The following is a 25,768-nucleotide window of genomic DNA, read 5'->3' as shown; positions in this document are numbered from 1 at the left end:
GAGCTTTTGTTAATAATATTATTAATATATTTTTAATTGTTATGTGTTAAAGGAATGGTGATATTAAATTTAGTTCCGATGCTATTATTATCTAATGTTATAATTCCATTTAATAAATTAACAATATTATACACACTATATAGTCCTAAGCCAACATTTGAGCCTCTGTTCGTAGTATAAAAAGGTTCGAATGCATTTTCTTTAGATTCAAAACCACATCCATTATCACTATATTTTATTGATAGTTCATTATTTTCAAAGAAAACAGAAATATTAATTATACCATTAGTAGAGTTTTTAAAGCCGTGTTGCAAAGAGTTAGATATTAAGTTTTCAAAAATTTTTTTATAATGGTTTCTTTCTCCTATAACAATTAAATTTTTATTACATTCGATGTTTACTTTGTGAGAATATTTACTAATTTCTTCTGAAAAAAGATAAGTTGTTTCTTCAATCAATTGCCTAATGTTAAATTTTTTAGAAGCGTTTATATTAGAATTTACCATTATATTTTTAAATGAGTTAACTAAAATGGAAATTTTATTTAAATTAGTTACTAGTATATTAACTGAATTCTTAATGAGTGTTATTGTATTTAGAAGATCTGATTTTTTTAAAGACTTTGATATATAACTTTCTTTGAGTTCATCGGCTATTTTGTCTAGGTATGTTGCTATCGTAATTGAATTTCCAAGTGGGGTATTGATTTCATGTGAAATTCCTACTGTAAGAATTCCAAGAGAATTCATTCTTTTGTGTTCGAGTAACTCTTTTTCAATTTTTATGTTAGCTTTTGTTTTTTTATTTATTTGAAAGCGAAGTGTAATAATATATAATATTAAAAATATAATAATACTAGTTCCTACTATAAGTATTTTCTTATTCTTTTCATAAAAAGAGTTTGGTTTATTTATTATTAAGCTATCCTTAGGTAAGGTATTAAGGTTAATATGGTATTTAATTAACATATTATAATCAAACATGTTTTGACTTATAACATCTCTTTCTAAATATTGTGTTTTGCCTACAAAATCTTCTTTGAAATAGGAAATCATAATTTCGGTTGCTCTTTTACCTTGTGAATAACCAGAAATTAAATTTCCGCCAATTATCCCGTTGCTGAGATTAAAAGAAAACAAACCGTATATTGGAATTTTTGCAATACTTGTGATTTCTTTTGTTGATTTTGAAATTGAATATTTATTTCCAAAATCATCAGTTATATAATATGCGAAAATAATAATAGAATTTTTATCAGTAATTATACTTACTTCGTTTTTTAATGTTTCAATGGTATTATTTTTAATAAATAAAATTTTTAAATTAGGATTATATTTAATGGCTTGTCTTTTAAATTCATATTTTGTTGAATTTCCGCTAACTGTATTATCAGTGATTAAATATATTTTATTGATATTGGAATTGCTTTTAAATGCAATATCAAGTGTGTTGGGTAGAGAAAATTTTTCTTCTAAACCGTATATATTTTGTTCATTTTTTAAATCATACGAGTTAATGGAATTAAGTCCACAGAAGAATATAGGTACGTTTTTAAAAAGACTTTCTCTGTTTTTAAGTAAAAAACGAAAAGCGTTGTCATCTGAACTAATAATTGCATCGAATTTTACATTTTTGTATTTATTTTTATATAGGGAAAATAGTAGATTATAATATTCTTTGCTATTATTATATTTTGTATCCATATATTCTATTCTTAAATTGGAGTTAATATTATTTGTTTTTAGTGTTTCATTAATACCTTTTAGAATATTTTCACTCCAGATATAATCACTAGAATATGAATTAAGAATTAAAATATTGTAAATTTTACTTTCTTGAGAAAATGAGAAGGGGACTAAAATGAAAAAAAGTGTGATTATGATTAATAATAAAAATTTTACTGTTTTCACAAAATCACCTCTGATATCAAAATCATACGAAGGAATGTCGACGTATAAATGATACCCTTGTTTTAGCAATTAAAACAATTTTAGAATGAAACGAATGTATAATAAAAAACAAAAAAATAAAAAAACCTTATGCAAAAGCATAAGGTTTTTATTTCAAAATTTAAAACTATCCTACAACTGTAATGTTCTCAGCTTGAGGACCTTTTTGTCCTTCAGTAACGTCAAAAGAAACACTTTGACCTTCTTCTAAAGTTTTGAAACCATCGATATTGATTTGAGAGAAATGAGCGAAAACATCAGTTCCGTCTTCTCCTGTAATAAAACCAAATCCTTTGTCTGCGTTAAACCATTTTACTGTACCATTCATAATGTGTACCTCCTAATTTTTTTTTCTTAAATCTTGCAAAGTTCACAACAAATACATTTCAAATATTAGGATTATACACTGTAAAAGTTTTAATCGAATATATTTAAGATAATTTATTTACTTTCAATTTAAGCAACAACTAATACTAACATGATAAAAAAAATATGTCAAGTAAAAATCTATAGTAAATTGTATATATTTTGATTAATAAGTTTAAGTTATTGAAATTAGAAGTGTTTAAGTTAATAAAAAAATATTATTTATTTTATTGACTGAGTGGTCAAAAAATGGGTATAATGATAATATAGATTTGACTACATGGTCAAAGGAGGCGAATTATGTTTATTAAGTTTGAAAACCTACCCAAAGAAAAGAAAAGAAAAATAATTGAAGTTTCTTTGATTGAATTTGGAGAAAATGGCTTTATAAGTGCTTCTACAAACAATATAGTGCAAAAAGCAGGAATTTCTAAAGGTGCTTTATTTAATTATTTTGGTAATAAAAAGAATTTATATTTTTATCTAGTAGATTATTGTATAAAAATCTTAGAAAAAAATATATTTGAAAGTGATGCTATGAAAGAAACAGACGTTATAAAAAAAATGATTGAAGTCAGTCAAGTTAAATTAAATATATTTAAAGAAAATAGATCAATGTATAATTTTTTAATTAGTTTCTATAAAAAAACACCTTATGAAATTGAAGAAGAATTCAATAAAAGAAGTGAGATTATTAAAAATGAGTCTTTTTTAAAACTCTATGAAAATATTGATTATTCTCTATTTAAAGAAGATACTGATATTCCTAAAGCTATGAAAATACTAACATGGACAATTGAATCTTTTTCTGAAGAGAAACTAAAAGAAATAAAACGAAAGTTTAGAAAAGGCCAGAATTCTGATTTATTATCTGATAAATTCTTTTCCAATATGATGGATGAATTAATTAGTTATTTAGATATTTTTAGAAAAACTTTTTATAAATAGATACTGGAGGTGAAACAATGTTTATAAGTGCAAATGGATTAACAAAAACTTATCAAATGGGTGAAGTTGAGGTTCATGCTTTAAATGGAGTAGATTTTGAAATTGAAGAAGGCGAATTTGTTGTTGTTTTAGGGCCATCTGGATCAGGTAAAAGTACTTTGTTAAATATAGTTGGAGGAATGGACTTGCCAACTTCTGGTGAGATAATTGTAGATAATATAAAAATTAATAGTATGAAAGATAAAGAACTTACTAAGTATAGAAGGCATACTGTTGGCTTTGTTTTTCAATTTTATAATTTGATGGCTAATTTAACGGCGAGAGAAAATATTGAACTTGCTACTGAAATAACTGAAAATGCATTAGATATTGATGAGATTCTTAGTGCAGTTGATTTAAATAGTAGAAGCGACCATTTTCCTTCACAAATGAGTGGTGGAGAACAGCAAAGAGTTGCCATAGCAAGAGCAGTTGCAAAAAATCCGAGAATTTTACTTTGCGATGAGCCTACTGGCGCTCTTGATTTTGAAACTGGAGTATCAATTTTGGAATTACTTTTAAAAATTAATAAAGAATATAAAAAAACTGTTGTTATAATTACCCATAATGCTTCAATTGCAGGTATGGGAAATAGAGTAATAAAACTTAGAAATGGAAAAGTTATAGAAAATTATACAAACGAAAACCCACTTTCTCCTAGGGGAGTTGATTGGTAATGAGTAATTTAAATAAGAGATTACTTAGAAAAATAAAGGAAACTCTCCCTCAATATATTGCAGTTTCTCTTGTAGTTTTGATTGGAATTATGATGTACCTTGGACTTTCAACTTCCATGGTAAATTTAGAGGACTCTGTAGATGAATTTAGAACTTATACCAATTCTGCGGATATATATGTTGAACTTGATAGAATACCAATTGGCGCTATAAAATACGTTAAGCAAATTGAAAACGTTAAGGACGTTCAGGGGAGAATTCTTAAAGACGTTCCATTAATAACAGATACTAATGAAAAAATTAAATTAAGATTAGTTTCAATTCCAAATAAAGGCGCAGATACGATTAATAAACTTTTTTATTATAGAGGTAAAAAAAGTACAAGTAGCAAGGGTATATCTGTTGGGAAAAGTTTTTTTGGTGCAAGGAATATGTCACTTGGAGACAAATTAAAAGTACAAATTAATGGATTCGATTATAACTTAAGTGTTGATAGTGAAAGTGCATCATCTGAGTTTATTTTCCCTATTGAAGATCCTCAAGTACTAGTTCCAAACTATAAAACTTTTGGTATTGGATATGTAAGTGATGAATTTGCTAGAAGTGCATTTGGTTTTGGCAGTGATTATAATCAGTTATTAATTAAAGTTAATGACAAAGAAAAAATAGATACAACAATAGATGCTGTAGAAAAAAAATTAAAAAAGTATGGAGTAAAAAGTATCTACTCTTATGAAGATCATATGAGCTACAAAATTGTTAGTTTAAAGCTTGAAGGTGGTAAAAAAGCTGCTGGTGTAGTTCCACTTATATTTTTAGGTGTGGCAGCATTTATTATAGCTATGACTATAGATAAATTAATAAAAAATGATCGAATGGCCATAGGTGTACTTAAAGCTCTTGGATATTCTAACCAGGAAATAATTGTACACTACGCCATGTATTCACTTGGAATTGGTATACTGGGTGGAAGTAGTGGTATATACTTTGGACTAAAAATGGCAGATGGCTTTGCTAAATTATTTACTGAAAATAACTTTGATATACCAACATTAGTAGGCAAGCTTGATTACAAAGTAGTGATTTATTCAATAGCTTTAACCTTAATATTTTGCCTAGGTGCAGGATTTATTGGTTCAAGAAAAATCATGAGTATTAATCCGGCAGAAAGCATGAGACCTGATCCACCTAAAACTGGAAAAATAATTTTTTTAGAAAAAATACCATGGATATGGAAAAAATTAAAATTTAGCTGGAAAATTGTATTTAAAAATATACTAAGAAGTAAAAGAAGATTTTTATTTTTAGTAATAGGGATAGCATTAACTTTTGCGGTCTTACAAATGCCATTTTATATTTACAATTCCATAACTGTTATTTTTAACGATTTTTATTCAAACTTTCTTTCTATGGACTACAACGTAAGTTTTAAAGCGCCATTAAATGAAAGTGAATTAATTAAAATTAAAGAAGTTATATCATATACAGATATAAGTGGGAAAATGGATTACCCATTAATAATAAGAAACAAATGGAAAACAAAAGATGTACAAACAATAGGATTAAAAGTAGACAATAACTTTTATAATTTGGTTGATTTAAAGAAAGAAAGAATAACAATTCCTAAACATGGTATATTATTAACAAAATCACTTGCAGATACATTAGAAGTAAAAAAAGGGGATTATGTGTACCTTTCATCATATAAAGATAAAGACAAAGAATTTAAAATAAAAGTTAAAGATTTGGTAGACCAAAGTCTTGGAATTTCAGCTTATATGAACATTGATACTTTAAGACATTATTTTTATGATAAAAATATGATAAGCGGTGCTTATATAAATTCCAAAGATGACGTAAAAGAGAAGTTAAAAGATTTTAATTTTATTAGTAGTATTCTTTCTATAAAGGATTCTGCAGATGGATTTAAAGAGTATTTAGAAATTCAGATAGCTATGATAAGTGTAATGGTTATTTTTGGAGGGATTTTAGGCTTTGTAATTGTTTACAATTCAACCATCATTACAATTAAAGAGAGACAATTAGAATTTTCAGCCCTTAGAGTTATGGGTTTTACGAAAAAAGAAATTTTTAAAACTGTATTATATGAAAATATAATTATGGTTATAGTAGGAATAATTATAGGAATACCACTCGCTCTTAATATGGGTGACTCAGTGGGTGCATCAATGTCTAGTGAAGTAATAACTTTAAACGCAAAAGCACCACCGATTTCATATGTATATGCAGGTGTTTTAACTATTGTATTTATTTTACTCTCACAATTTGCAACATATGAAAAAATTAAAAAGTTGAATTTTATTGATGCTCTTAAAAATAGAATGAGTTAAATGGAGGTGTATTATGTTAAAGAAATATAAAATTAATAAAAAGAAATTAATTAAATATGGGGTATTTGGACTAATCATTGTCTTATTAGTCGTAGCTTATTTGTATTCAAATTCTAATAAAGCCTTTAAGGTGGAGAGCGAAGCCGTAGGTAAAGGTGATGTTATTAATTATATAGAGGCATCAGGTGAATTAATAACAGAAAATGAAATTAAGTTAAAGTCAAAAGTTAGTGGATTTGTAGAAAAAATAAATGTAAAAGTCGGGAGTATTGTAAAAAAAGGCGATATTATAGCTTTATTAGACTCAGAAAACTTAAAACTTGAGATAAAATCAATCAATAGTCAAATAGATGGAGTAAATGCGGAGCTTTTAAGCGTTAGTAAATCTATAGATAAAAATGAATTAAGCAAATTAGATTCAAGTATTAGAATTGCTCAAAATAATCAGAATAATTATAAGGAAATATATGATACCAATAAAGAACTGTTTGAAAAAGGTGTTATTAGTAAAACAGAGCTTGACGCTTCAAAAAAACGCTTCGATGCAAGCGTAGAAAATTTAAAAATAGCAAAAAATAATAGAAATATTGCAATTAAAGGAATTTCAAAAGAACAAAGAGAACAGTTTGAAAGTAGATTAAGCGTTCTTGAATATAACTTAGAAATAAAAGAAAGGCAATTAATGAGTTCTACTGTAAAAGCAAGTATGGATGGTATTATTACAAATAAATTTGTAAATGAAGGAGATATGCTACTTTCTGGTGCTCCAATTTGTGAAATTAGTGATAAAAATAATTTGCAAATTGAATCTTATGTTCTAGTATCAGATGCTGAGAAGATTAATATAATGGATGAAGTTGCAATTCTTGATACAGATTTAGATAAAGAATTTACTGGAAAAGTAATCAAAAAAGATCCAAAAGCAATAAGTAAAATATCAGATTTAGGAATTAATCAAAAAAGAGTAAAAATAACTATCAAACCAAATGTTTCTATAAAAAGAGTACTTGGATTTGAATTTGATTTAAAAATAATATTAAAACGGTCAAAAAATGTTATTAAAATTAAAGATGATGCCATATTTAAAATAGGAAATGAGAAATATGTATTTTTAATTAAAGATGGATTTTCAAAATTAACAAAAATAGAAACTGGGCTAGAAGGTTTTGATTATGTAGAAGTTGTTTCAGGCATAAAAGAAGGTAATGTTGTAATTCTGTCTCCAGAAAATGAACTTGAAGATGGAATGAAAGTAGAGTAAATAGAAAAACAGCGTAGTTAATGTGCTATGCTGTTTTTTATGTAATTGAAAATTTGGTGTATTAGAACTTTTATGCATTAGATAAAAAAAATGATTATAAAGATAACATTGAAAAACATGGTAAAATGTGTTAATGTAATTACAATGTTGAAAATAAATTTGAGAGGTGGTAATAGTGAAAAATATATTTTTAGCGGCTGGCTTAGCTGGTTTAGTATTAGCACTCTGGGCACCGTTTACCTATTTGATGAATAAAGATAAATACGTATTTGAGGTAAATAATTATTCATTAACAATGGGGTTCTTAGTATCGACTTTAACTTCAATAGTTATTAATGGTATTTATAATTATAAGGGAATTATTGTTTCTTTTTTCGTACAATTTTGTGTTTATGTTATTATTTTTCTTATTACAGGAACATCATTTTATTTAAATGTTGAATATAAGGATGTTATGGATAAACTAAATTTTGCTAATGTTATTAGAAGTTCAAAAGTTAAAGAAACTTATAAAGACGGAGTAGATTTAATTACAGAAGAAAAATCGAAAATAGAAATATATGGCTTCGAAGGAGATAAGCAAACAAGAATTTCAATTAAATCAGGATTAGATTTTAATAAAACAAAAAAACTAAGAGAAGAATTAAAACCATATTTATTGGAACTTGATAACAGAAAATTTAAGAGTAATAGACAGCTAGCAATCATAATATGTTCTGCAGTTTTTTTGTTATATATATGGTTTTATAAAGAATAAATCAAGTAGTTACATATTAGGAGTTTGAAATTTTTAAAGCATATTTTAGCAAATGGGAGGATGATTTTGTGGATTTTTTAGAAATATTTATTGAATTTTTTAGACATATATTTTTTCTGTGTTTAAAACTTATAATACCTACTAGAAGACGTGATGAATATGAATATAGAAGAAAATAAAAACTCAAGTTTAATTACTTGAGTTTTTTAATAGTTTATACTGTGAATATGAAAAGAAAGCAAGTCCAATCCAAATTAGTACAAATGATATTAGAGAATTTGAATTGAATGGCTCTTTAAAAACAAAAATTCCTAAAAAAAGAGCTATAGTAGGTGCAATGTATTGTAGAAAACCTACTACATTAAGTGGTATTTTTCTTGTGCTTGCTCCGTAGAGAACGAGCGGAGTAGCTGTTATTATTCCGCTAAGTGCGATTAAAAACCAGAAACTTGGATTTATATTTCCACTTATACCTTTACCAGTTCCCTCAATGATTGATAAAATTATTACTGAGGGTATTCCTATTATTAAAGTTTCATAACCAAGTCCATGTAATGATTCAAATGGAGAAGTTTTTTTAAGTAGTCCATAAATTGCAAAAGACACAGCTAGTACTATTGCAATATAAGGTATACGTCCATAAAAAAGTGCTTGAAGCAAAACTCCAATGCTTGCAAAACTTATTCCTATAATTTGTAGTTTGTTTAGATGTTCTTTTAAAAATATTCTACCAAGCAAGGTAAGTACAAGAGGATTTAGATAGTAACCCAAGCTTGTTTCAATTACATAGTTATTATTTACTGCCCAAATATATAGTAGCCAATTTATAGATATAAATAATGATGGAGCAATTGCTTTAGAAAATAGTTTTGGCTTTTTTAGTACACTAGTGAATTCTTTTGATTTGCCGGTAAATATAATTAAAATGGCAATAAAAATAAATGACCAAACTACCCTTTGAAGAAATATTTGATAAGGGTTAATTATATTTACAGCTTTCCAGTACAAGGGAAGTATTCCCCATATAGTAAATGCGAGTGTTCCGTATATTATTCCATTGATATAATTTTTTTTATCCATGTTTTTTCCTTTTAACATTTATTGTATAATCTCTTTTTCATATTTATGGAGTGAGAGATTGAGAAATATCTTACACTGAGTATTATAGTATAAAATTATATATTTAGATAGATTTATTTATGTCTTTATAGGATAATAGAAGAAGAAGTTTGATTTGAATAAAAATAGGGGTGAATCATTTTGAATAAAATATTTTATGATAAACTAATTGTTACTACACTTGCAATACTAATAGTATATGTTTTATCTACTTTGATTATGAAAATTCCCTAGTTTTGCAGCAAATTATATATAGTTAAGTCTAAACCTATCTAGATCGAATTGGTTTAGACTTTTTTATTTTACTTTTCTTTCGTATTACTGTAGATTTAAGTAGTTTTATGATATAATAAGTATATACAGTAAAAGGAGTGATAATATGTATCTTAGAAAAATTAAACAAAAGAAATCTGGTCGAACTTACCTTTCTATTGTTGAAAGCTATAGAGATAAAGAAACTAAAAAACCTAGATCTAGAACAATTCAGTCACTTGGATATTTAGATGAACTATATAAAGATTATACTGATCCAATAGAACACTTTGAAAATATCGTGAAAGAAATGAACCATGAAAGTTCAGTTAAAGAAATAGATGTATTGGTTAAATACAAATCATCTGAAAAACTTTCTATTGGTACCAATAACCGTAAAAACTTTGGCTATGCTGCATTGAGTTCTATCTATCACACTCTTGAGATAGATAAGTTTTTAATAAACAGACAACGTTCTACCAAGATTGAAGCAAATACTAATCACATTATGAAGTTACTTATAAACTCAAGACTATTAGAGCCGGGTTCAAAAAAGCAAGCATACGACAATAGAGATATGTTCTTTGAAAAAACAAACTATTCTTTAGACGATGTTTACCGCTCATTAAGTTTTTTCAACGAAAAAAGTAATGAACTACAACTTTGGATAAATGATCGTATCAAAGAGAACTACAGTAGAGATACCAATCTTGTTTATTACGATGTAACCAATTACTATTTTGAGTCAGATAAAACCGATGATTTTAGACGCAAAGGTGTTTCTAAAGAACACCGCCCTAATCCAATTGTTCAAATGGGTTTATTTATGGATACCAATGGTATTCCTATTACTTACGATCTTTACGCTGGAAATACTAATGACTGTTTAACGTATAGACCAACGTTTTCTCGTATGAAAAAAGAATTTGATTTAGGTAAAGTAATAGTTGTTGCAGATAAAGGTATGAATACAGGTGACAATATTAATTATACTCTTTCAGCAAATGATGGATTTGTCTTTAGTCAAACAGCAAGAGGCGCTAATGCAGAACTTAAAAACTATATCAAAAATGATGAAGGATTCGAATGGCTTGGATCTGACTACAAGTGGAAATCACGTTTATATCCTACAGAAATAAATGTAACTATGGCATCAGGTAAAAAGAAAAAGAAACCAATTGATGTAAAGCAAGTTGTATTTTACAGTGAAAAATACGCAAAAAAAGCTAGACACGAGAGAGCAAAAGCCATAGAAAAGGCAGAAAAACTTATTAAATCTCCTTCTAGTTATAATCGCTCTACATCTCACGGTGCTGCAGGCTATGTTAAGAATCTTACTTTTGTAAAAGAAACGGGAGAAATTGCAGATTCAACGGCACTTATTCTGGACAAAAAAAAAATCAAAGATCAAGAAGAACTTGATGGTTACTATGTTCTAGTGACAAGCGAGTATGAAAAATCAGCTAGTGATATCATTGAAATTTATCGCGGTTTATGGAAGATAGAAGAATCATTTAAGGTTACTAAAAGCGACTTAGAATCAAGACCTGTGTTTGTATCAACTGAAAAACACATAAAAGCGCATTTTCTAACTTGCTTCATTGCATTAGTCATAGCTAGAATACTTGAATATAAACTAAATGGGAAATATAGCATTACCAGAATTATTAATAGTCTAAAAAAATGTAGTTGTACAAACGTCGATCAAAACTATTATTTATTTGATTATTATGATGAAGTTTTACAAGATATTGGATTAGCTACAAACGTTGATTTTTCAACAAAGATAAGAACGTTACAACAAATCAAAAAAAATATTTCAGAAACTAAAAAATAGGCTCAAAACACTACAATAAAACGTAAAAAAAGAAAACCCGCAACTACACTATTACCAGTGTTATGCGGGTAGTTTTTTTGTTGTTTTATTGCAGAACTTAAGTTATAGTATAAAATTATATATTTAGATAGATTTATTTATGTCTTTATAGGATAATAGAAGAAGAAGTTTGATTTGAATAAAAATAGGGGTGAATCATTTTGAATAAAATATTTTATGATAAACTAATTGTTACTACACTTGCAATACTAATAGTATATGTTTTATCTACTTTGATTATGAAAATTCTTGTAAAAAAAGAAGAAGGAGTTAAAACAAAGCATTTAACTAGAAAATGGATTGGTTATACTAGGACGGTTATAATTGTTTTTATAATTATGCTAGTTTGGTTACAAGATGTATTTTCTGTAACTACTATACTTGGCTTTACATCAGCTGGTCTTGCTCTTTCATTAAATCAAGTGATATTAAATATTGCAGGTTGGATGCTATTTATGATTAAAAGACCAATTGAAATTGGAGATAGAATAGAATATAAGGATATAAAGGGTGATGTTATTGATATTCGTATGTTTTATATTGTAGTTCTTGAGGTTGGAAACTGGGTGAAGTTAGATCAGTCAACAGGTAGACTTGCAACTATACCTACTGGTAAAATTTTTACTGATCCTTTTTTTAATTTTACATCAGGATTTAATGCTGTATGGGATGAAATTGATGTACTGATAACTTTTGATAGTGATAAAGATAGGGCAAAAGAAATAATTATTGATATAGCAAACAAATCAATGGATAAAACGATATTCACTAAAATTAGGGATGAGCAGAAAGAAATGTCTAAGAAATTTGCAGTTAAATCTGGTAAATTAACTCCAATAACGTATTTTAGTATTAAAGAAAGTGGCATTCAAATTGAACTTAGATATTTATCTTTTGTTAGAAAGAGAAGAGATACTAATAATTTTATAAATGAAAAGATATACGAAGCATTTATGAAAGAAGAAAATATTAATTTTGCATATCCATCGCAGAAAATATATTTAGAGAAATAGAAACTAATAATTGTATATGTATATATTTCAAAAAAAAACAAAAAATATATAATTGATAATTAGGAGATAAAATGATAGATATAAAATTAAAAACTTTCTATTCACTTGTAAAAACAAAAAATATGACTTTAACAGCAAAAATGTTAAATATGACTCAGCCGGGAGTATCAAAACATATTAAGTTTTTAGAAGAAAAACTTGATACTAAACTTATTGATATAGTTGGAAAAAAAATCAAAATAACTAAAGCGGGTTATCTTTTAGAAAGTGGAATTTATCAGATGATAGTACTAGAAAATCAAATTTATCAAAAGATAAATGCAGCAAATAATAAAACTAAAACTTATAAAATAGGGGCAACAAAGACAATTGGAGCATATTTAGTTTCTGATTTAATGAAAAATTATATGAAAAAATATAATTGTAATATAATTTTGACGGTTGATAATACAAATGAAATATTAAAAAAACTAAATAGAAAAGATATTGAATTTGCATTAGTTGAAGGAGTATTTAGTCTTAATGAATATAATACTAAAGAAATTATGGAAGATAGTTTAGTGTATGTAAGTTCATTAGAAGCTAATATAGAATCAAATAAATCTTTGGACGAAATTTTAGATGATGTACTTATACTGCGTGAAGAGGGATCTGGTACGAGAAAATTACTTGAAAATCGTCTAAGCGATCATAATTTAAATATAAAGAATTTTAAAAACTATATGGAAATAGGAGATATTACTGCAATAAAAGATTTAATTTCAAAAGATATGGGATCTAGTTTTATATCTAAACTTGCAGTTAAAAAAGAAATAAAAGAAAATAAATTAAAAATACAAAATATCTCAAATTTTAAAATTGAAAGAAAATTATATTATGTTTGGTGTAAAGGTGAAAATACGAATTTTATTGATACATTTATCAAACATAACGAATTGTTATTAAACAATTACAAATAGTAATTATTAATCCTATTAAATCATTGCTAAAATAAATTTAGGAGGGGTTAATATGAAAAACATAAAAGGAATTATCTTTGTATCATCATTGTCTGTTATTGCGATAATTGTAAGTAAGCTCTTATCAAATTATATTAAAATTGAGGCACTTACTATTGGAATTATTTTAGGCATAATTGTAGTTAATAATTTTAAAATTCCAAAGTCATTTGAAGATGGAATAATATTTTCGCAAAAAAAATTACTTAAATACGGAATAGTTTTATTGGGTTTTAAAATGAGTATTTCTGGTTTAAATGTACTAGGAGTAAAAAGTATTTTTCTTGTAATTGGATATATATCACTTGCAATTTTCCTTGGAATTTATCTTGGGAAACTATTTAAAGTTAACCCTAAAACATCTTTACTTATAAGTTTAGGCTCTTCAATTTGTGGTGCTTCAGCAATAGTAGCCTTATCTGATTCGGTAAAAGCCAAAACAGAAGATACTGCACTTGCAGTTTCAACAATAAGCCTACTAGGTGCTCTTGGGGTTTTTATTTATACTTTTGTTTTCAATTTGGGAAAAATAGATGTGATTCACTATGGTCTTTGGTCAGGCCTTACGCTTCACGGAGTAGCACATGCAATTGCAGCAGCGGGAGCAGGCGGTGATGCTTCAAAAGAAATTGGTACAATGATAAAACTACTTAGAGTGTTAATGTTAGTTCCAGTTTCAATAATATTATCTAAATTTTTTAAATCAGAAGGTAAAACTGCAAAAATGCCACAATATCTAATATGGTTCATAGTAACATCAATAATTGGAATAACAAAAATAATACCTAGTGAAATCACAAAATATATATTAAGTCTTAGTGATTTGTTTATATTAATTGCTATGACAGGTCTTGGATTACATGTCCATTTTAAAATCATAAAAAAACAAGCAAAAAATGCAATTCTTATGGGAAGTGTTTTATTTTTAATTTTATCAACAATTGGTCTGAGCGCGATTATTACAGTTTTATAGAAAAATTGGAGGGAATATGAGAAGAAAAAAATCGAAAAAGTTTTCTGGAATTATAACAAAAGAAGAAAAAGCGATTCTAGTAAAAGAAATTCAAATATTTTTTAACGAAGAGAGAGGAGAAGATATAGGTACTTTAGCTTCAGAAGTGTTATTAGATTTTTTTATAGAAAAAATTGGACCTACTATTTATAATAATTCACTTGATGATGCAAGGAGATGGTTTAGTGAAAAAATGGATAATTTAGATAGTGATTTTGATTTGCTTTATAACAAGTAAATAAGTAAAGGAGTGTACGAAATAATATAGAATATAAATAAATGGGCGTTTGAAATATTGGTTGTACAAAAATGTATGGGGAGAATATATGAAAAATAAATACATAGCAGAAAGAGATAAGGTCGTACGTGATTATTTTATTGGTCTAGGTATAATAATTATTTTAATTACAATTTTAATGTTTAGTACTAGTGGATATGTAGAACCATCAAATCAGTATATATATTTATTGTTTTGCGCTGGAACGCTTCTTTATATTTTAGCAAAAAAGATGAAAAACACAGTGCTTACAATAGAATTCTCTGATGACTTTATTATGTACACTTCCTTTAATATATTACTTAAAGTACAGGAACATAAAATTGAAAATACTAAATTAATAAAAGCAATACCAAGATATAAAAATGAAAAAATGACAGTCCTTGAAATAGTTTATAAGCATAATGAAACAAATAAAGTATCTAATAGATTGATAGTAAATTATATAAAAAATAGAAATAAATTATTTAAAGATACAGAAAAAGCAGTAAAATCAAAATAGTAAAAAAAATAATAATACCCTAAAATGCATTTTTTATGTTTTTTAGGGTATTTTAAATATAATGAAAAAATTTTAAATTTTACTATATAAGTATATTAGATTAAAGGAGTAATTATGAGATTAAAAGAAAATTCGACTTGTCCAATTTTTAAAGTAAAAGATATAAAAGGGCAAGATATAGATTTAAGAAATTACAAAGGGAAATATACACTTGTATCATTTTATAGGTATGCATCGTGCCCTTTATGTAATCTTAGAATAAGCGAACTTATTGAAAATGAGCCACTGCTTAAAGAAAAAGGTTTAAGTATGATTGCTTTTTTTGAATCATCAAATGATACACTTAATAAATATATGGAAAAACAAAAATCACCTTTTCCAATAATAGGCGATCCTAAAAGAAAAATATATAAAAATTTTGGTGTAGAAGCTTCACTTCTAGGATATATAATAGGTGGTTTGAACTTAAAGAGGATGTCAAAGGCTTTTTCAAAAGGATTTAAGCTTGGCAAGAGTGATGGTATAAAAACTCTTTTACCAGCTGATTTTTTACTTGATTCTAATCATAAGATTATTAGAGCCTATTATGGAAAAGATATTGGAGACCATCTTCCCATTGAAGAATTATTTGCTTTAATAAGATAAGAGTAATTTTGATTTTTCTTTTGTGAATTTTATTAAAGTATTTTATTAAATATGATTAATTTTATTTAAATAAAGTTGTATCACAAATATAAATTGGAGGGATTGATTTGAAAAAAAACATTAGTATTAAGCCATTAAAAAATGGTCCTTATCTTGTTAGTGAATTAGAAGAAATACTAGATTCAGAGGGACAAACAAACAAATGTGAAAATTCTGTAACTGCTCTTTGTAGATGTGGTAAATCGAAAACTAAACCCTACTGCGACGGAAGTCATATACACGAAAATTTTAGTGATGAAAAAGAAAAAGGTAGAAAGGCTAGAAAAGTAGATAATTATGTTGGAAAAGAAATAACTATTCACGATGATAGAGGAATTTGTTCTCATGCAGGATTTTGCACTGGTGGACTTCCAAAAGTTTTTAGAATGAATACAGAGCCTTGGATTGACGCTGACGGTGAAACAGTTAAATCAATAATTGAAGTTATAAAAAAATGTCCATCAGGTGCTTTAAGTTATTCAATAGATGGTGTAAAGTACGATAAGTATTCAGATGAACAAATAATTGAATTAACAAAGAATGGACCATATCATATAAAAGGATCTATTAATCTTGATTATGATGAAGATCATCCTCAGTCTGATGAACATTATGCACTTTGCAGGTGTGGACATTCAAAAAATAAACCGTTTTGCGATGGATCTCATTGGTATAAAGAATTTAAAGATGATGGTAAAGTAAATAAATAAAGGATATCAATTTTTGCACAAAATTCTGTTAGCATTAAAGTATCTAAGATTTATTGTGATATTAGTTATTAATTTAAAAAAAGAGTTAATAATCCGCGCAAATCGGGATATATTAACTCTTTTTTATGCTAGTTTTATTGTAATTTAGTAAGTTTTTCAATTTTTTTCTTGCTTTCTTCTTTTAGATTTTCAATATGTTCTTTAACTTGTTCCACTAAATCATATTCTCCTTTAAATGGGAGTAGAAAACGAGGTTTTCTTGTTTTAGATTTGATGCCTTCAAATTTATATTTAATTTCATCTTTAAATTGTTCATATTGAATAATAAAGTGACTATCTTCAATGGCGTCGCTTAATTCTTTAATACGATTTAATATATTAAATGAATTTATAAGATCAACAATAATAACACCGTAAAATATTCCCACAAATAATGAAAATTGAAGATTTTTATATAAAAATTCAATTTGATTATAAAAATATGGATATAGAACAAAGTAAAAAAGTAAAGAAAGAATAGTCCAAAATAGAGAATATAATGGGGAGATTAATCCTTTATAATTAAATTTTAAATTTGTATAGTCCCAAAGTCTTGTGTTGTAAAATTTTAGAAAAAATAATCCTGTTAAAAGTTCTATTGTTGTTGTAGAAAAAGTAAAAAGAATAATTTTAATAAAAAAATTTATGTTCATATCGCTCACAATAAAAAGAATACCAACACCACTTCCGTAAAGTGGTAAATAGGGACCAGATAAAAATCCTGGATTAATCCATGTTCTAGCTTTTCCAAAGTATCTTCTATAGACAAGTTCAAGACCCCATCCAAAAAGGGATCCAGTTCCAAATAGAAATAAATATTTTAATATAAATACAATCATAATACCTCCGAAGTAGACGATTTTCTAGAATTTATTTGAGAAATTTTAAAAATACTCTTTAATTGCGCAGTACTTATCAACAAAGCAAACAAGAAATGATTCTTTATAAGCTGGAAATTTTATATTAAGTGGCCACATATGTTTTAAAATTATATCTTTTTCTTTGTCGCTTAGATTAAAAATTTTTTCAGCGTTCTTAAGGGATTCTTTGGAATGTGTAAATCCATGAAGTCCTTTTCTTTCATTTTTAATATGCCAATCATATAAATAAAAGTCATGCAAAAAACCTCCTCTACTAGAAGAAGTGTAATCAAGTTTTAATTTTTTAGATAATCTATAAGATAAATAAGATACATGAAGCGAATGCTCAAAACAATTTATTTTGCCATGATGAATATAATTTTTCATATCAATAACAGCAGGATTATTAATAATATCATCAACAAGAGACATATAAAGTAAATCATCTGTAATTTTAAGTTTTGGGTTGATTCTTTTAAGCATAATTTTGTCCTTTTGGGGTAAATAAAGTATAAGAAACAAAATAGCATTATACAATTAAATATTTTATTTGTTTCTTACTAAAGTTTTATTAGTTAGTACAAAAAGATATATTTTTAAAATATGTAATACTATAATATCATTATAGCTTAATTTATCTAAGTGATAAATGAATTTCTAAGATTCAGAGGGAGTTTTACTCCCACTGAATCTTAGAAAACATAATCCAGGGCCTTTTTAGAGCTTTTTATCCCCTACTTTTTTAAGAAGTGGGGGTATTAGAATTCTAAAGCATCGGATAAATAGAATTTAATTAAAAATATTTACTATAAAATAAAGGAGAAATCATGATAAATTTTAAAAGAATTAATATGAATGACACCACTATATTTAATATACTTGCAAATTGGGATAATGATCCTAATATAAAAGAATTTATCTTTCCAAGAACAACGACTGAAGAAATTATGGATGTTAGCCCATTTGAATTGAAATTCAATATTTTATCCAATAAAACAAAAGAAGTATATATAGTTTACGATGATTCCTCGGCAATTGGTTATTATTCGATTGACAGTGAATTTGAATATCTATATACCAATAATCCAAGAACAGCGTGGATTAGTATAATTATAGGTGAAAAAAGCTACTGGGGAAGGGGAATAGGTAAATTAATAATGAAAGATATTGAAAAAAAATGTAAAGAAAGCGGTTTAAAATATATAGAACTTGGGGTTTTTGAGTTTAATACAAAAGCACAAAAATTATATAAGTCACTTAACTATGAAGTAGTGGGTGTAGTTAAAAATTTTGTTTATAACTGCGGTGAGTGGAAAAGTGATATAAGAATGCTGAAGGCTTTGGACTAATAACATGAAACGTTTTTGGTCTTTTATAAAAGACTTTATGCGTTGTTTTGATAATTTTGTCTTGTATAAAAGACTTTTATAAACATAATAAAAAGGCCAATTAAAAGCATTTAACTTTTAACAGGCCTTAATCATTTTTAAGAAAGTTCTATTAATTGATCAATTAAACTTCCAACAAATTTAACAGCTTTTTGAACAGGTTCATCAGAAGTTAAATCCATTCCAGCAATTTTAAGAAGTTCAAGTGGTTTTTCCTTTCCACCTGTTTTTAACATTTTAATCCATCTATCTACTGCAGGCTTACCTTCAGTGAACATCATTTCAGAAACTGCAGTTGATGCAGTTAGTCCAGCAGAATAAGTATATGGATAAAGGCCCATATAATAATGAGGCTGTCTCATCCAAGTCATACCAGCATCTTCATCAATCTCAACTGAATCACCCCAGAAACCTCTTAGCACTTCAAGCTTACTGTCACAAAGTAGTTTTGCAGTAAGTGGTCTTCCTTCTTCTGCATAGGCGTAAACTTTTCTTTGAAAAGCAGCTTCTAAAAGATGAGTAACAAAATTGTGATAATATGTGCCAAGGAATTGTAAAATAACCCATTTTTTCATTTTAGGTTCACTAGTAGTTTTAAGTAAATATCTACCAAGAAGCATTTCGTTCATAGTTGAAGGTGCTTCTACACCATAAGTTGAAGGCTCAGTATTAAAACACCTTTGTTCTTTATTTGCCAAATAAAAATGACATGCATGACCAAGTTCATGAGTCAAAGTAAAGGCATCTCTCATATTGTTTTGGAAAGTTAATAAAATATATGGATGAGCCGCATAAGGTGAAGCACAAAAAGCTCCTGTAGATTTTCCCTCATTGTCAGAGTAGTCAATCCATCTTTCATTAAAAGCTTTTTTAATAATATCTGTATAATCATCCCCCATAATTCCAAGTGATTTAATAACTATATCCCTTGCTTCTTCATAAGTAGCAGATGGGTTAAAAGTAGTATCAAGAGGAGCTTTAAGATCGTAAAAATGTACTTTTTCAAGTTTTAATTCGTTTTTAATAAGTTTTGCAAATTTATGCATATGTGGAGCTAATTCCTTATAAATTACGTCAATTTGTCTATGGTACATTTCGTTGGTAACCTTTTGAGGCTTAAGAAGCATATCTGTAACGGATGCATATCCTCGCAATTTACTTAGAGTTACTTGTTTTTTGATTTCTGTACTGTAAATTGAAGCATATGTGTTTTTATATTTATTTAGAGTTTTATTAAATGATTCATAAGCATTTTTTCTAGTTACACTATCTTCGCTAAATTCATATTTTCCTTCAAATAAAGCAAAAGAGTTTGGAAGCAAGTTGCCTTTACTGTCTTTAAAAGAATCAAATTGCATATCTGCTGATTTACTAGTTGAGTAAGTTCTGTATGGTGCTCCAGTTATTTCTCCAAGAGCAGCAAGTGTTTCTTCAGTATCATCAGAAAGTTTAAATTCCTTTTGAGTAAATATATCTTCGAGATAAACTCTATAAACTTCGAGTTTTGGCTCATTAATAAATAATTGCTTGTATTCTTCTTTAGTAATTGACATAATTTCATTATCATAAAAAGTTAGACCAGCGCTAATTTCAGTAGCAACAGCTTCAAAATTCATAGCTAACTCTTGATAAGAAGTATTAGCACCATCAACAGATTCCAATAGACTTACATAAGTACCAAGTGCATCAAGAGAAATTATAAGATTTTCAAGAGACTCAATAGCCTTATATAAATTACAAGCATCATGAGTTAAACTTCCTTTAAATAATTTGATTTTTTCAGCGTCACTTTTAGCTACTTCAAGGGCTTTTTTAAAGTCTTCATCAGATTTAAATAGCGCAGATAAATCCCAAGTCATTTCGCTAGTAACTTCACTACGTTTTAATCGTTTTGTCATTGTAAACTCCTTTGTATATGTATTTGTTGGGGGAATAAAAATTCTTAATATAGATTAATAAATAATAAATAAAAGCCATATTAAAAATATTATATCATATTTTTAAGAGAAATATATTTGTAAGCAAAATTTGGCAGAAAAAAATAAAAGCTGAGAATTAAATCACTAGAAAAAATTCTTAATATATTTTAAATATAAAGTATATATGAGAGTTAAATTTTTGCAGTATTAATACACCATTAAGGCGTTTAAATTAGTAATCAAAAAAACGAACCACTACAATTAGTATATAACCAATATGTAACGGTTCTATTAATTTATAAAGCTATTAATAAATAACTTTTATATATTTACTAAATTCTTATTAAATCTTCCGGGTTGTTTAAAGTAACCTAATGGGAATGGATCTGCACCTTTTGTATATTTTTTATTCCAATTAATTGCTAGCTCTTTAAGTTCGTTAGCAGAAACAAGAGAAATTATTGTATCATTTTCTAACATATATTGCATTGCGACATTTATAGAATTTTCTGTGAATGATGGTCCTATTACAAGGAATATGGGTACTTTCTTCTCTGAATTTTTAATATATCTATCAAATTGTTTGATGTGATCAGCTAAATTAACTTCAGTTTCCTTAGACTTATTATCCCACATAATTATTTTTTCTTGATATGATAACATGCCATCTGGGTGTTCTGTACCTTTTAGTGCAAGAGGTTTTTGAACTAAAAGCTCTTCAAATATATAATCAGTTGCTCTTTCAAAGTATTTTTCGCATTCTAAATCTTTAACAATAATATTCTGAGATCTTAATTGATCAAGATTTCTAGATGCTAAGTCTTCAAAATACTCAAAATAGATAATCCGATTATCTTCAAGTAAATTTATATCTTTACGTAAATTATCGTAAAAATCGATTACACGTGCAATAAGTTCACTTTTTTGACCAGAGGTCTGTAAGTGTAACTCAGAGCACCACTTTGAGAGGGTTGCTGTATCGAAACCATCTCGCGATGAATATCCTCCAAGGAGTATGGATGGATTAATATGTGTCAGACACAATTCTTTCAAATCATCTAGACGTAAGTTATTATTTATATTTAAACCACTTTTATCAAGAATATTTTTTAAATATGCTTTGTTTCTAAAGTGTTTACTATCAAGCAATTCCATAAAACCATGATGTTTCATTTCTATATTAAAATATGATTTTAGTGTAGATGCTATTTCTTCTGGTATAACATCATAATTAATTTTATTCTCATCTCTAATACAGAATAATAAGCCTGATGATTGGAGTTTTCTCTTAACAATATCAATTGTTTCACGTGTATGAAGATTATTACCTAATGACGGAAATTTTCCGATAGATGCTTCTAGTACATTTCTTTCATCATCAGTAATATTTAATTTTATTCTTATTTTATTTAGAAGATTTTTTTCGTCAACAGATATACTTCCATCTTTTTCCCAGGCTGCCTCAAGAACGAATTTAAAAAATTCAAAACTACTTTGCTTACCAGCTTTATGATTATCAAAAAAATCATTTGACTTATTAATAGTATTTTGTTCATATTCAATTACGGAGTCAGATAACTCTTTTTGAGTACTTTTAAAATCATCTGTATGAAGAAGTAGATTTTTTATTATAATTGGTGCAAGTATTCTTTCATCTCTGTTACTTGATAGTAATAAGCTATTCAAAGCTTTCTCTACATTTTCATTATAGTAATATTGAGGTGCAGTTTTTAACAATGCATTTTTAACTTCTTCATTTTGTAAGTTTCTATAATCAATGACGTAAGCGCTAGAAACTCTTTTTAAGTCAGTAATAGTAGCTAATGATTCAATAACAGATTTAAATTTCATAACTCCCTCCAATTGTATTTAATGTAATACTTTCTATTCTTATACCATTTTTCTTCAATGATTAAACACTTTTAATGATAAATTAATTTATTGACTACAGGTAGAATTATATGTACCTGGTATATATCTCGAGAATATTTATGGTATTGCAAAAAAAAAATTGATTTTAGTAAACTTGAAATGATTCGAAATACAAAACGAGAGGAACGTGGTGGCTTTAATGATGATGTTATTTTATGATTTTTAAAGGTGTTTCTTATACTTTAATTTGTTATAATCTAAAGTATAAACAATTTCTTAGGAGTGGTAATATGTTTGTTGTAAGAAAAAAAGAATTAACATTTCTAAATAAAAAATTTTAATAAAAGGATGAAAATAATGAATATAGAAAAAATATCAAAATTTAAAGAAATAATAGATAAAAGCCAATATATAGTGTTTTTTGGTGGAGCAGGAACTTCTACTGAAAGTAATATTCCGGATTTTCGTTCTTCATGTGGTCTTTATTCAAAAAAATCTAAATACGGTGTATCGCCAGAAGAAATTTTAAGTATTGATTTTTTTAATAATAAAACAGAACGATTTTATGAATACCTTAGAGAAAACTTAATATATCCAGATGCACTACCTAATTCAACTCATTTTGCTTTAAAAAATCTTGAAGAAAAAGGCAAATTAAAAGCTATTATTACTCAAAATATTGATGGGTTGCATCAGATGGCAGGTAGTAAGAATGTAATAGAAATACACGGATCGCTGTATAACAGTTATTGCCAATCCTGTGGTGAAAAGTTTAATCTTGAATATGTACTAAAATATGAGGGGGTTCCATTATGCACAAAGTGTAGAGGAAAGATAAGACCTGATGTAGTTATGTACGGTGAGCCTTTAAGTAATGAATTATTTGATAATGCTGTCAATCATGTTGTAAATGCAGATTTATTAATAGTTGGTGGAAGTTCTTTACTAGTTTATCCTGCGGCAGGGTTAATCCGTAAATTTAAAGGTGAAAATATTGTTATTATTAATAAAACACCAACAAAATATGATTCAAAGGCAACAATAGTCTTTGATGATAACATAGGAAAAGTTTTGGGTGAAGTCATGAAGTATTTAGAATAGAAAAAAGCTATTGAATTATCAATAGCTAGGAAGATTTTACATTAAATTAGTTTTGACATATCATTGTTAATTAGACCTTCAAATTCATTATTCCACTCGTCGTTTATATCATTGCCATCGATTTTGCTGTATGCTCTAATAAAATCATCTTCAGCAAAGAGTAGTTCATGCTTAATTTTTTCAAGAGTATAATATGCATGTTCACTGTTTATTTCTTGTTTTATAAGATTCATTTCAATTTTTGAAAAAATATGAGCATTTTCAGATGAAAGTCCGAGTTCAGCTTCAAGAACTTTTCTTTTTTCTCTTAGTGTTATAATTTGATTAATTAGAATTTTATTCATATTATCACCACCTTAACTAATAAAAACAATAATACTAACGACTACATATATACCCAAATTATTGAGTTTTAATCATAATTTTTTGTAATACAATTATACGATATTTTTCCTAAATTTTTATTCATATTTATGATTTATATAAGTTGCTATTTTTAAGTACTTATATCTAAAACTTAATTTTATATAAACTACAGATTAACATTGTGTTGATCAATTGCTGATTTTAATCGTATTAATGCTTCTTCTAATATTTTTCTTGGGCATGCAATGTTGACTCTTATAAAGCCAGATCCCTCATTTCCAAACCAATGTCCAAAAACAAATGCCACTTTTACTTCATCAATGATGAATTTTTGTAGCTGTTTGTCTTTCATCTTAAGTTTTCTTAAATCAATCCATATCAAATAAGTTCCTTCAGGTTCTATTAAGGTTATAATTGGCAAATTTTTCTTAATATAATTCTTCAAAAACAGTAAGTTGTCCTCTAAATATACTAAAAACTTATCGAACCACTGTCCACATTTTGCATACGATGAGTGAAATGCTACTAAAGAAAAGGAATTATTGGTGTTAATATGATATTTGTTTTCAAATCTCATGAATTTTTTTGCAATCTCTTTGTTGGAAATAATTACAGCTGCAGTGCTTAAACCGGATATATTAAAAGTTTTTCCTGGTGATAAACATGTCATAGTAATATTGGCAATATCCTCTGAAATAGAAGCAATGGGTGTATACTTATAATTCTTATATACAATATCTCCATGAATTTCATCTGAAATTATTTTTATATCATATTTTAAGCAAATCTCACCAATTCTTTTGAGTTCGTATTCTTTCCACACTCTACCAACTGGATTGTGAGGATTTGATAGAATTATTAGTTTTGCCTTTGAATTCTTTGCTTTCTCCTCTAAATCGTCAAAATCTATTTCGTATTTTCCGTCAACTAAAATTAAAGAATTATTTATAGGAATCCTTTTATGATATTTAATGTTTTTCGAAAAAGGGTAATATACTGGAGTTTGGATAATAATATGATCTCCAACATCCGTTAGTAAATCAATTAAAATAGAAATAGCTGATAAAATATTAGGTGCGTAGTACAAGTCGTGTTGTTTAAAGCTCCAATTATGTCGTTTCTTGTACCAATTTATGATTGCATTGTGATGATCATCAGTTTTGTATTCATATCCAAATATTCCATGCCTGGCTCTGTTTACTAAATCGTCTATTAACAAATTTGATGTTTTAAAATCCATATCAGCCACCCATAAAGATAATAAATCTTTATTTCCAAAATATTTATTTAATTTTTCCTTGCTCCATTTTTCAGTTGGGTAAATACTTCTATCAATTATTGAATCGAAATTATAATCCATAATAAAATCCTTTCACTAGTATTATTAAATATAAATTTAAAAGGTGTAAAGCTGAATTTATCTGTAAAAAAT

Annotated in this window: 24 protein-coding genes; 15 read left to right on the top strand and 9 right to left on the bottom strand. The window is 26.9% G+C overall.

What is annotated here, in order from left to right; genetic code table 11:
- Positions 1–32: 32 nt before the first annotated feature.
- Positions 33–1,910: a sensor histidine kinase gene (locus tag AACH12_RS09595; protein ID WP_338535196.1), complete on the bottom strand. Its 1,878-nt coding sequence runs from the start codon at positions 1,908–1,910 to the stop codon at positions 33–35.
- A gap of 166 nt (positions 1,911–2,076) precedes the next feature.
- On the bottom strand, positions 2,077–2,277 hold the full coding sequence (locus AACH12_RS09590; protein WP_338535195.1) for a cold-shock protein: 201 nt from the start codon (positions 2,275–2,277) through the stop codon (positions 2,077–2,079).
- A gap of 338 nt (positions 2,278–2,615) precedes the next feature.
- Between AACH12_RS09590 and AACH12_RS09585 the strand changes: the two genes are divergently transcribed.
- The 5 genes from AACH12_RS09585 to AACH12_RS09565 all read left to right on the top strand — a co-directional run bounded on the left by AACH12_RS09585 (position 2,616) and on the right by AACH12_RS09565 (position 8,348).
- Complete coding sequence (locus tag AACH12_RS09585; RefSeq protein ID WP_338535194.1) at positions 2,616–3,263, top strand: TetR/AcrR family transcriptional regulator; 648 nt, start codon at positions 2,616–2,618, stop codon at positions 3,261–3,263.
- A gap of 17 nt (positions 3,264–3,280) precedes the next feature.
- On the top strand, positions 3,281–3,979 hold the full coding sequence (locus AACH12_RS09580) for an ABC transporter ATP-binding protein (RefSeq protein WP_338535193.1): 699 nt from the start codon (positions 3,281–3,283) through the stop codon (positions 3,977–3,979).
- On the top strand, positions 3,979–6,330 hold the full coding sequence (locus tag AACH12_RS09575; RefSeq protein WP_338535192.1) for an ABC transporter permease: 2,352 nt from the start codon (positions 3,979–3,981) through the stop codon (positions 6,328–6,330). The genes AACH12_RS09580 and AACH12_RS09575 overlap by 1 nt, the downstream gene beginning before the upstream one ends.
- A 13-nt stretch (positions 6,331–6,343) precedes the next feature.
- Positions 6,344–7,591 carry an efflux RND transporter periplasmic adaptor subunit gene (locus tag AACH12_RS09570; RefSeq protein ID WP_338535191.1) on the top strand — a complete coding sequence of 416 codons (1,248 nt, stop codon included), beginning with the start codon at positions 6,344–6,346 and terminating at the stop codon, positions 7,589–7,591.
- Positions 7,592–7,766: 175 nt separating this feature from the next.
- The gene (locus tag AACH12_RS09565) at positions 7,767–8,348 is read left to right on the top strand and encodes a hypothetical protein (protein ID WP_338535190.1); all 582 of its coding nucleotides are present in this window, start codon (positions 7,767–7,769) and stop codon (positions 8,346–8,348) included.
- Positions 8,349–8,537: 189 nt separating this feature from the next.
- Here the strand turns inward: AACH12_RS09565 and rarD are convergent, their stop codons facing one another.
- Positions 8,538–9,428 (bottom strand): EamA family transporter RarD, encoded by an 891-nt coding sequence (gene rarD, locus AACH12_RS09560; protein WP_338535189.1) that lies wholly within the window; start codon positions 9,426–9,428, stop codon positions 8,538–8,540.
- Between the two features lie 418 nt (positions 9,429–9,846).
- Between rarD and AACH12_RS09555 the strand changes: the two genes are divergently transcribed.
- The 8 genes from AACH12_RS09555 (at position 9,847) to AACH12_RS09520 (ending at position 16,791) form a co-directional block, all read left to right on the top strand.
- Positions 9,847–11,556, top strand: a complete 1,710-nt coding sequence (locus tag AACH12_RS09555) for an IS1634 family transposase (protein ID WP_338535188.1) — start codon at positions 9,847–9,849, stop codon at positions 11,554–11,556.
- Between the two features lie 200 nt (positions 11,557–11,756).
- Positions 11,757–12,608, top strand: coding sequence for a mechanosensitive ion channel family protein (locus AACH12_RS09550; protein WP_338535187.1), 852 nt, complete (start codon positions 11,757–11,759; stop codon positions 12,606–12,608).
- A gap of 71 nt (positions 12,609–12,679) precedes the next feature.
- Complete coding sequence (locus AACH12_RS09545) at positions 12,680–13,567, top strand: LysR family transcriptional regulator (RefSeq protein WP_338535186.1); 888 nt, start codon at positions 12,680–12,682, stop codon at positions 13,565–13,567.
- Positions 13,568–13,619: 52 nt separating this feature from the next.
- Positions 13,620–14,579, top strand: a complete 960-nt coding sequence (locus AACH12_RS09540) for a YeiH family protein (protein WP_338535185.1) — start codon at positions 13,620–13,622, stop codon at positions 14,577–14,579.
- 16 nt (positions 14,580–14,595) lie between these two features.
- Entirely contained in the window at positions 14,596–14,856 is a 261-nt protein-coding gene (locus AACH12_RS09535; RefSeq protein WP_338535184.1) for a DUF2164 domain-containing protein, read from the top strand.
- Positions 14,857–14,944: 88 nt separating this feature from the next.
- On the top strand, positions 14,945–15,397 hold the full coding sequence (locus AACH12_RS09530; protein WP_338535183.1) for a hypothetical protein: 453 nt from the start codon (positions 14,945–14,947) through the stop codon (positions 15,395–15,397).
- Positions 15,398–15,511: 114 nt separating this feature from the next.
- Positions 15,512–16,042, top strand: coding sequence for a redoxin domain-containing protein (locus tag AACH12_RS09525; protein ID WP_338535182.1), 531 nt, complete (start codon positions 15,512–15,514; stop codon positions 16,040–16,042).
- Positions 16,043–16,149: 107 nt separating this feature from the next.
- On the top strand, positions 16,150–16,791 hold the full coding sequence (locus tag AACH12_RS09520; protein ID WP_338535181.1) for a CDGSH iron-sulfur domain-containing protein: 642 nt from the start codon (positions 16,150–16,152) through the stop codon (positions 16,789–16,791).
- 134 nt (positions 16,792–16,925) lie between these two features.
- Here the strand turns inward: AACH12_RS09520 and AACH12_RS09515 are convergent, their stop codons facing one another.
- Both AACH12_RS09515 and AACH12_RS09510 read right to left on the bottom strand, forming a co-directional pair.
- Complete coding sequence (locus AACH12_RS09515) at positions 16,926–17,669, bottom strand: putative ABC transporter permease (RefSeq protein WP_338535180.1); 744 nt, start codon at positions 17,667–17,669, stop codon at positions 16,926–16,928.
- A 45-nt stretch (positions 17,670–17,714) separates the two neighbouring features.
- On the bottom strand, positions 17,715–18,173 hold the full coding sequence (locus AACH12_RS09510) for an HD domain-containing protein (RefSeq protein ID WP_338535179.1): 459 nt from the start codon (positions 18,171–18,173) through the stop codon (positions 17,715–17,717).
- Positions 18,174–18,517: 344 nt separating this feature from the next.
- Here AACH12_RS09510 and AACH12_RS09505 point away from each other — a divergent pair, with 344 nt between their 5' ends.
- A complete protein-coding gene (locus tag AACH12_RS09505; protein WP_338535178.1) occupies positions 18,518–19,039 on the top strand; it encodes a GNAT family N-acetyltransferase in 522 nt (173 codons plus the stop codon).
- A 137-nt stretch (positions 19,040–19,176) separates the two neighbouring features.
- Here AACH12_RS09505 and pepF read toward each other — a convergent pair whose 3' ends face one another.
- Positions 19,177–20,976, bottom strand: a complete 1,800-nt coding sequence (gene pepF / locus AACH12_RS09500; RefSeq protein WP_338535177.1) for an oligoendopeptidase F — start codon at positions 20,974–20,976, stop codon at positions 19,177–19,179.
- A gap of 342 nt (positions 20,977–21,318) precedes the next feature.
- Positions 21,319–22,848, bottom strand: a complete 1,530-nt coding sequence (locus AACH12_RS09495) for a hypothetical protein (RefSeq protein WP_338535176.1) — start codon at positions 22,846–22,848, stop codon at positions 21,319–21,321.
- A 375-nt stretch (positions 22,849–23,223) separates the two neighbouring features.
- Between AACH12_RS09495 and AACH12_RS09490 the strand changes: the two genes are divergently transcribed.
- Positions 23,224–23,970: an NAD-dependent protein deacylase gene (locus AACH12_RS09490; protein ID WP_338537370.1), complete on the top strand. Its 747-nt coding sequence runs from the start codon at positions 23,224–23,226 to the stop codon at positions 23,968–23,970.
- 41 nt (positions 23,971–24,011) lie between these two features.
- Here the strand turns inward: AACH12_RS09490 and AACH12_RS09485 are convergent, their stop codons facing one another.
- Both AACH12_RS09485 and AACH12_RS09480 read right to left on the bottom strand, forming a co-directional pair.
- The gene (locus tag AACH12_RS09485) at positions 24,012–24,314 is read right to left on the bottom strand and encodes a hypothetical protein (RefSeq protein WP_338535175.1); all 303 of its coding nucleotides are present in this window, start codon (positions 24,312–24,314) and stop codon (positions 24,012–24,014) included.
- A gap of 188 nt (positions 24,315–24,502) precedes the next feature.
- On the bottom strand, positions 24,503–25,696 hold the full coding sequence (locus AACH12_RS09480; protein ID WP_338535174.1) for a MalY/PatB family protein: 1,194 nt from the start codon (positions 25,694–25,696) through the stop codon (positions 24,503–24,505).
- Between the last annotated feature and the right edge of the window lie 72 nt (positions 25,697–25,768).

Source organism: Helicovermis profundi (assembly GCF_033097505.1).
Classification (GTDB): domain Bacteria; phylum Bacillota; class Clostridia; order Peptostreptococcales; family Acidaminobacteraceae; genus Helicovermis; species Helicovermis profundi.
Note: the sequence above shows the minus strand (reverse complement) of the source record. Positions and strands in the feature narration are given on the sequence as shown.

Coding starts and splice junctions, on each gene's coding strand:
- rarD (WP_338535189.1), bottom strand. CDS start 9,428: ATGGATAAAAAAAATTATATCAATGGAATAATATACGGAACACTCGCA.
- AACH12_RS09545 (WP_338535186.1), top strand. CDS start 12,680: ATGATAGATATAAAATTAAAAACTTTCTATTCACTTGTAAAAACAAAA.
- AACH12_RS09495 (WP_338535176.1), bottom strand. CDS start 22,848: ATGAAATTTAAATCTGTTATTGAATCATTAGCTACTATTACTGACTTA.
- AACH12_RS09555 (WP_338535188.1), top strand. CDS start 9,847: ATGTATCTTAGAAAAATTAAACAAAAGAAATCTGGTCGAACTTACCTT.
- AACH12_RS09485 (WP_338535175.1), bottom strand. CDS start 24,314: ATGAATAAAATTCTAATTAATCAAATTATAACACTAAGAGAAAAAAGA.
- pepF (WP_338535177.1), bottom strand. CDS start 20,976: ATGACAAAACGATTAAAACGTAGTGAAGTTACTAGCGAAATGACTTGG.
- AACH12_RS09515 (WP_338535180.1), bottom strand. CDS start 17,669: ATGATTGTATTTATATTAAAATATTTATTTCTATTTGGAACTGGATCC.
- AACH12_RS09590 (WP_338535195.1), bottom strand. CDS start 2,277: ATGAATGGTACAGTAAAATGGTTTAACGCAGACAAAGGATTTGGTTTT.
- AACH12_RS09585 (WP_338535194.1), top strand. CDS start 2,616: ATGTTTATTAAGTTTGAAAACCTACCCAAAGAAAAGAAAAGAAAAATA.
- AACH12_RS09510 (WP_338535179.1), bottom strand. CDS start 18,173: ATGCTTAAAAGAATCAACCCAAAACTTAAAATTACAGATGATTTACTT.
- AACH12_RS09575 (WP_338535192.1), top strand. CDS start 3,979: ATGAGTAATTTAAATAAGAGATTACTTAGAAAAATAAAGGAAACTCTC.
- AACH12_RS09480 (WP_338535174.1), bottom strand. CDS start 25,696: ATGGATTATAATTTCGATTCAATAATTGATAGAAGTATTTACCCAACT.
- AACH12_RS09570 (WP_338535191.1), top strand. CDS start 6,344: ATGTTAAAGAAATATAAAATTAATAAAAAGAAATTAATTAAATATGGG.
- AACH12_RS09525 (WP_338535182.1), top strand. CDS start 15,512: ATGAGATTAAAAGAAAATTCGACTTGTCCAATTTTTAAAGTAAAAGAT.
- AACH12_RS09580 (WP_338535193.1), top strand. CDS start 3,281: ATGTTTATAAGTGCAAATGGATTAACAAAAACTTATCAAATGGGTGAA.
- AACH12_RS09505 (WP_338535178.1), top strand. CDS start 18,518: ATGATAAATTTTAAAAGAATTAATATGAATGACACCACTATATTTAAT.
- AACH12_RS09530 (WP_338535183.1), top strand. CDS start 14,945: ATGAAAAATAAATACATAGCAGAAAGAGATAAGGTCGTACGTGATTAT.
- AACH12_RS09535 (WP_338535184.1), top strand. CDS start 14,596: ATGAGAAGAAAAAAATCGAAAAAGTTTTCTGGAATTATAACAAAAGAA.
- AACH12_RS09540 (WP_338535185.1), top strand. CDS start 13,620: ATGAAAAACATAAAAGGAATTATCTTTGTATCATCATTGTCTGTTATT.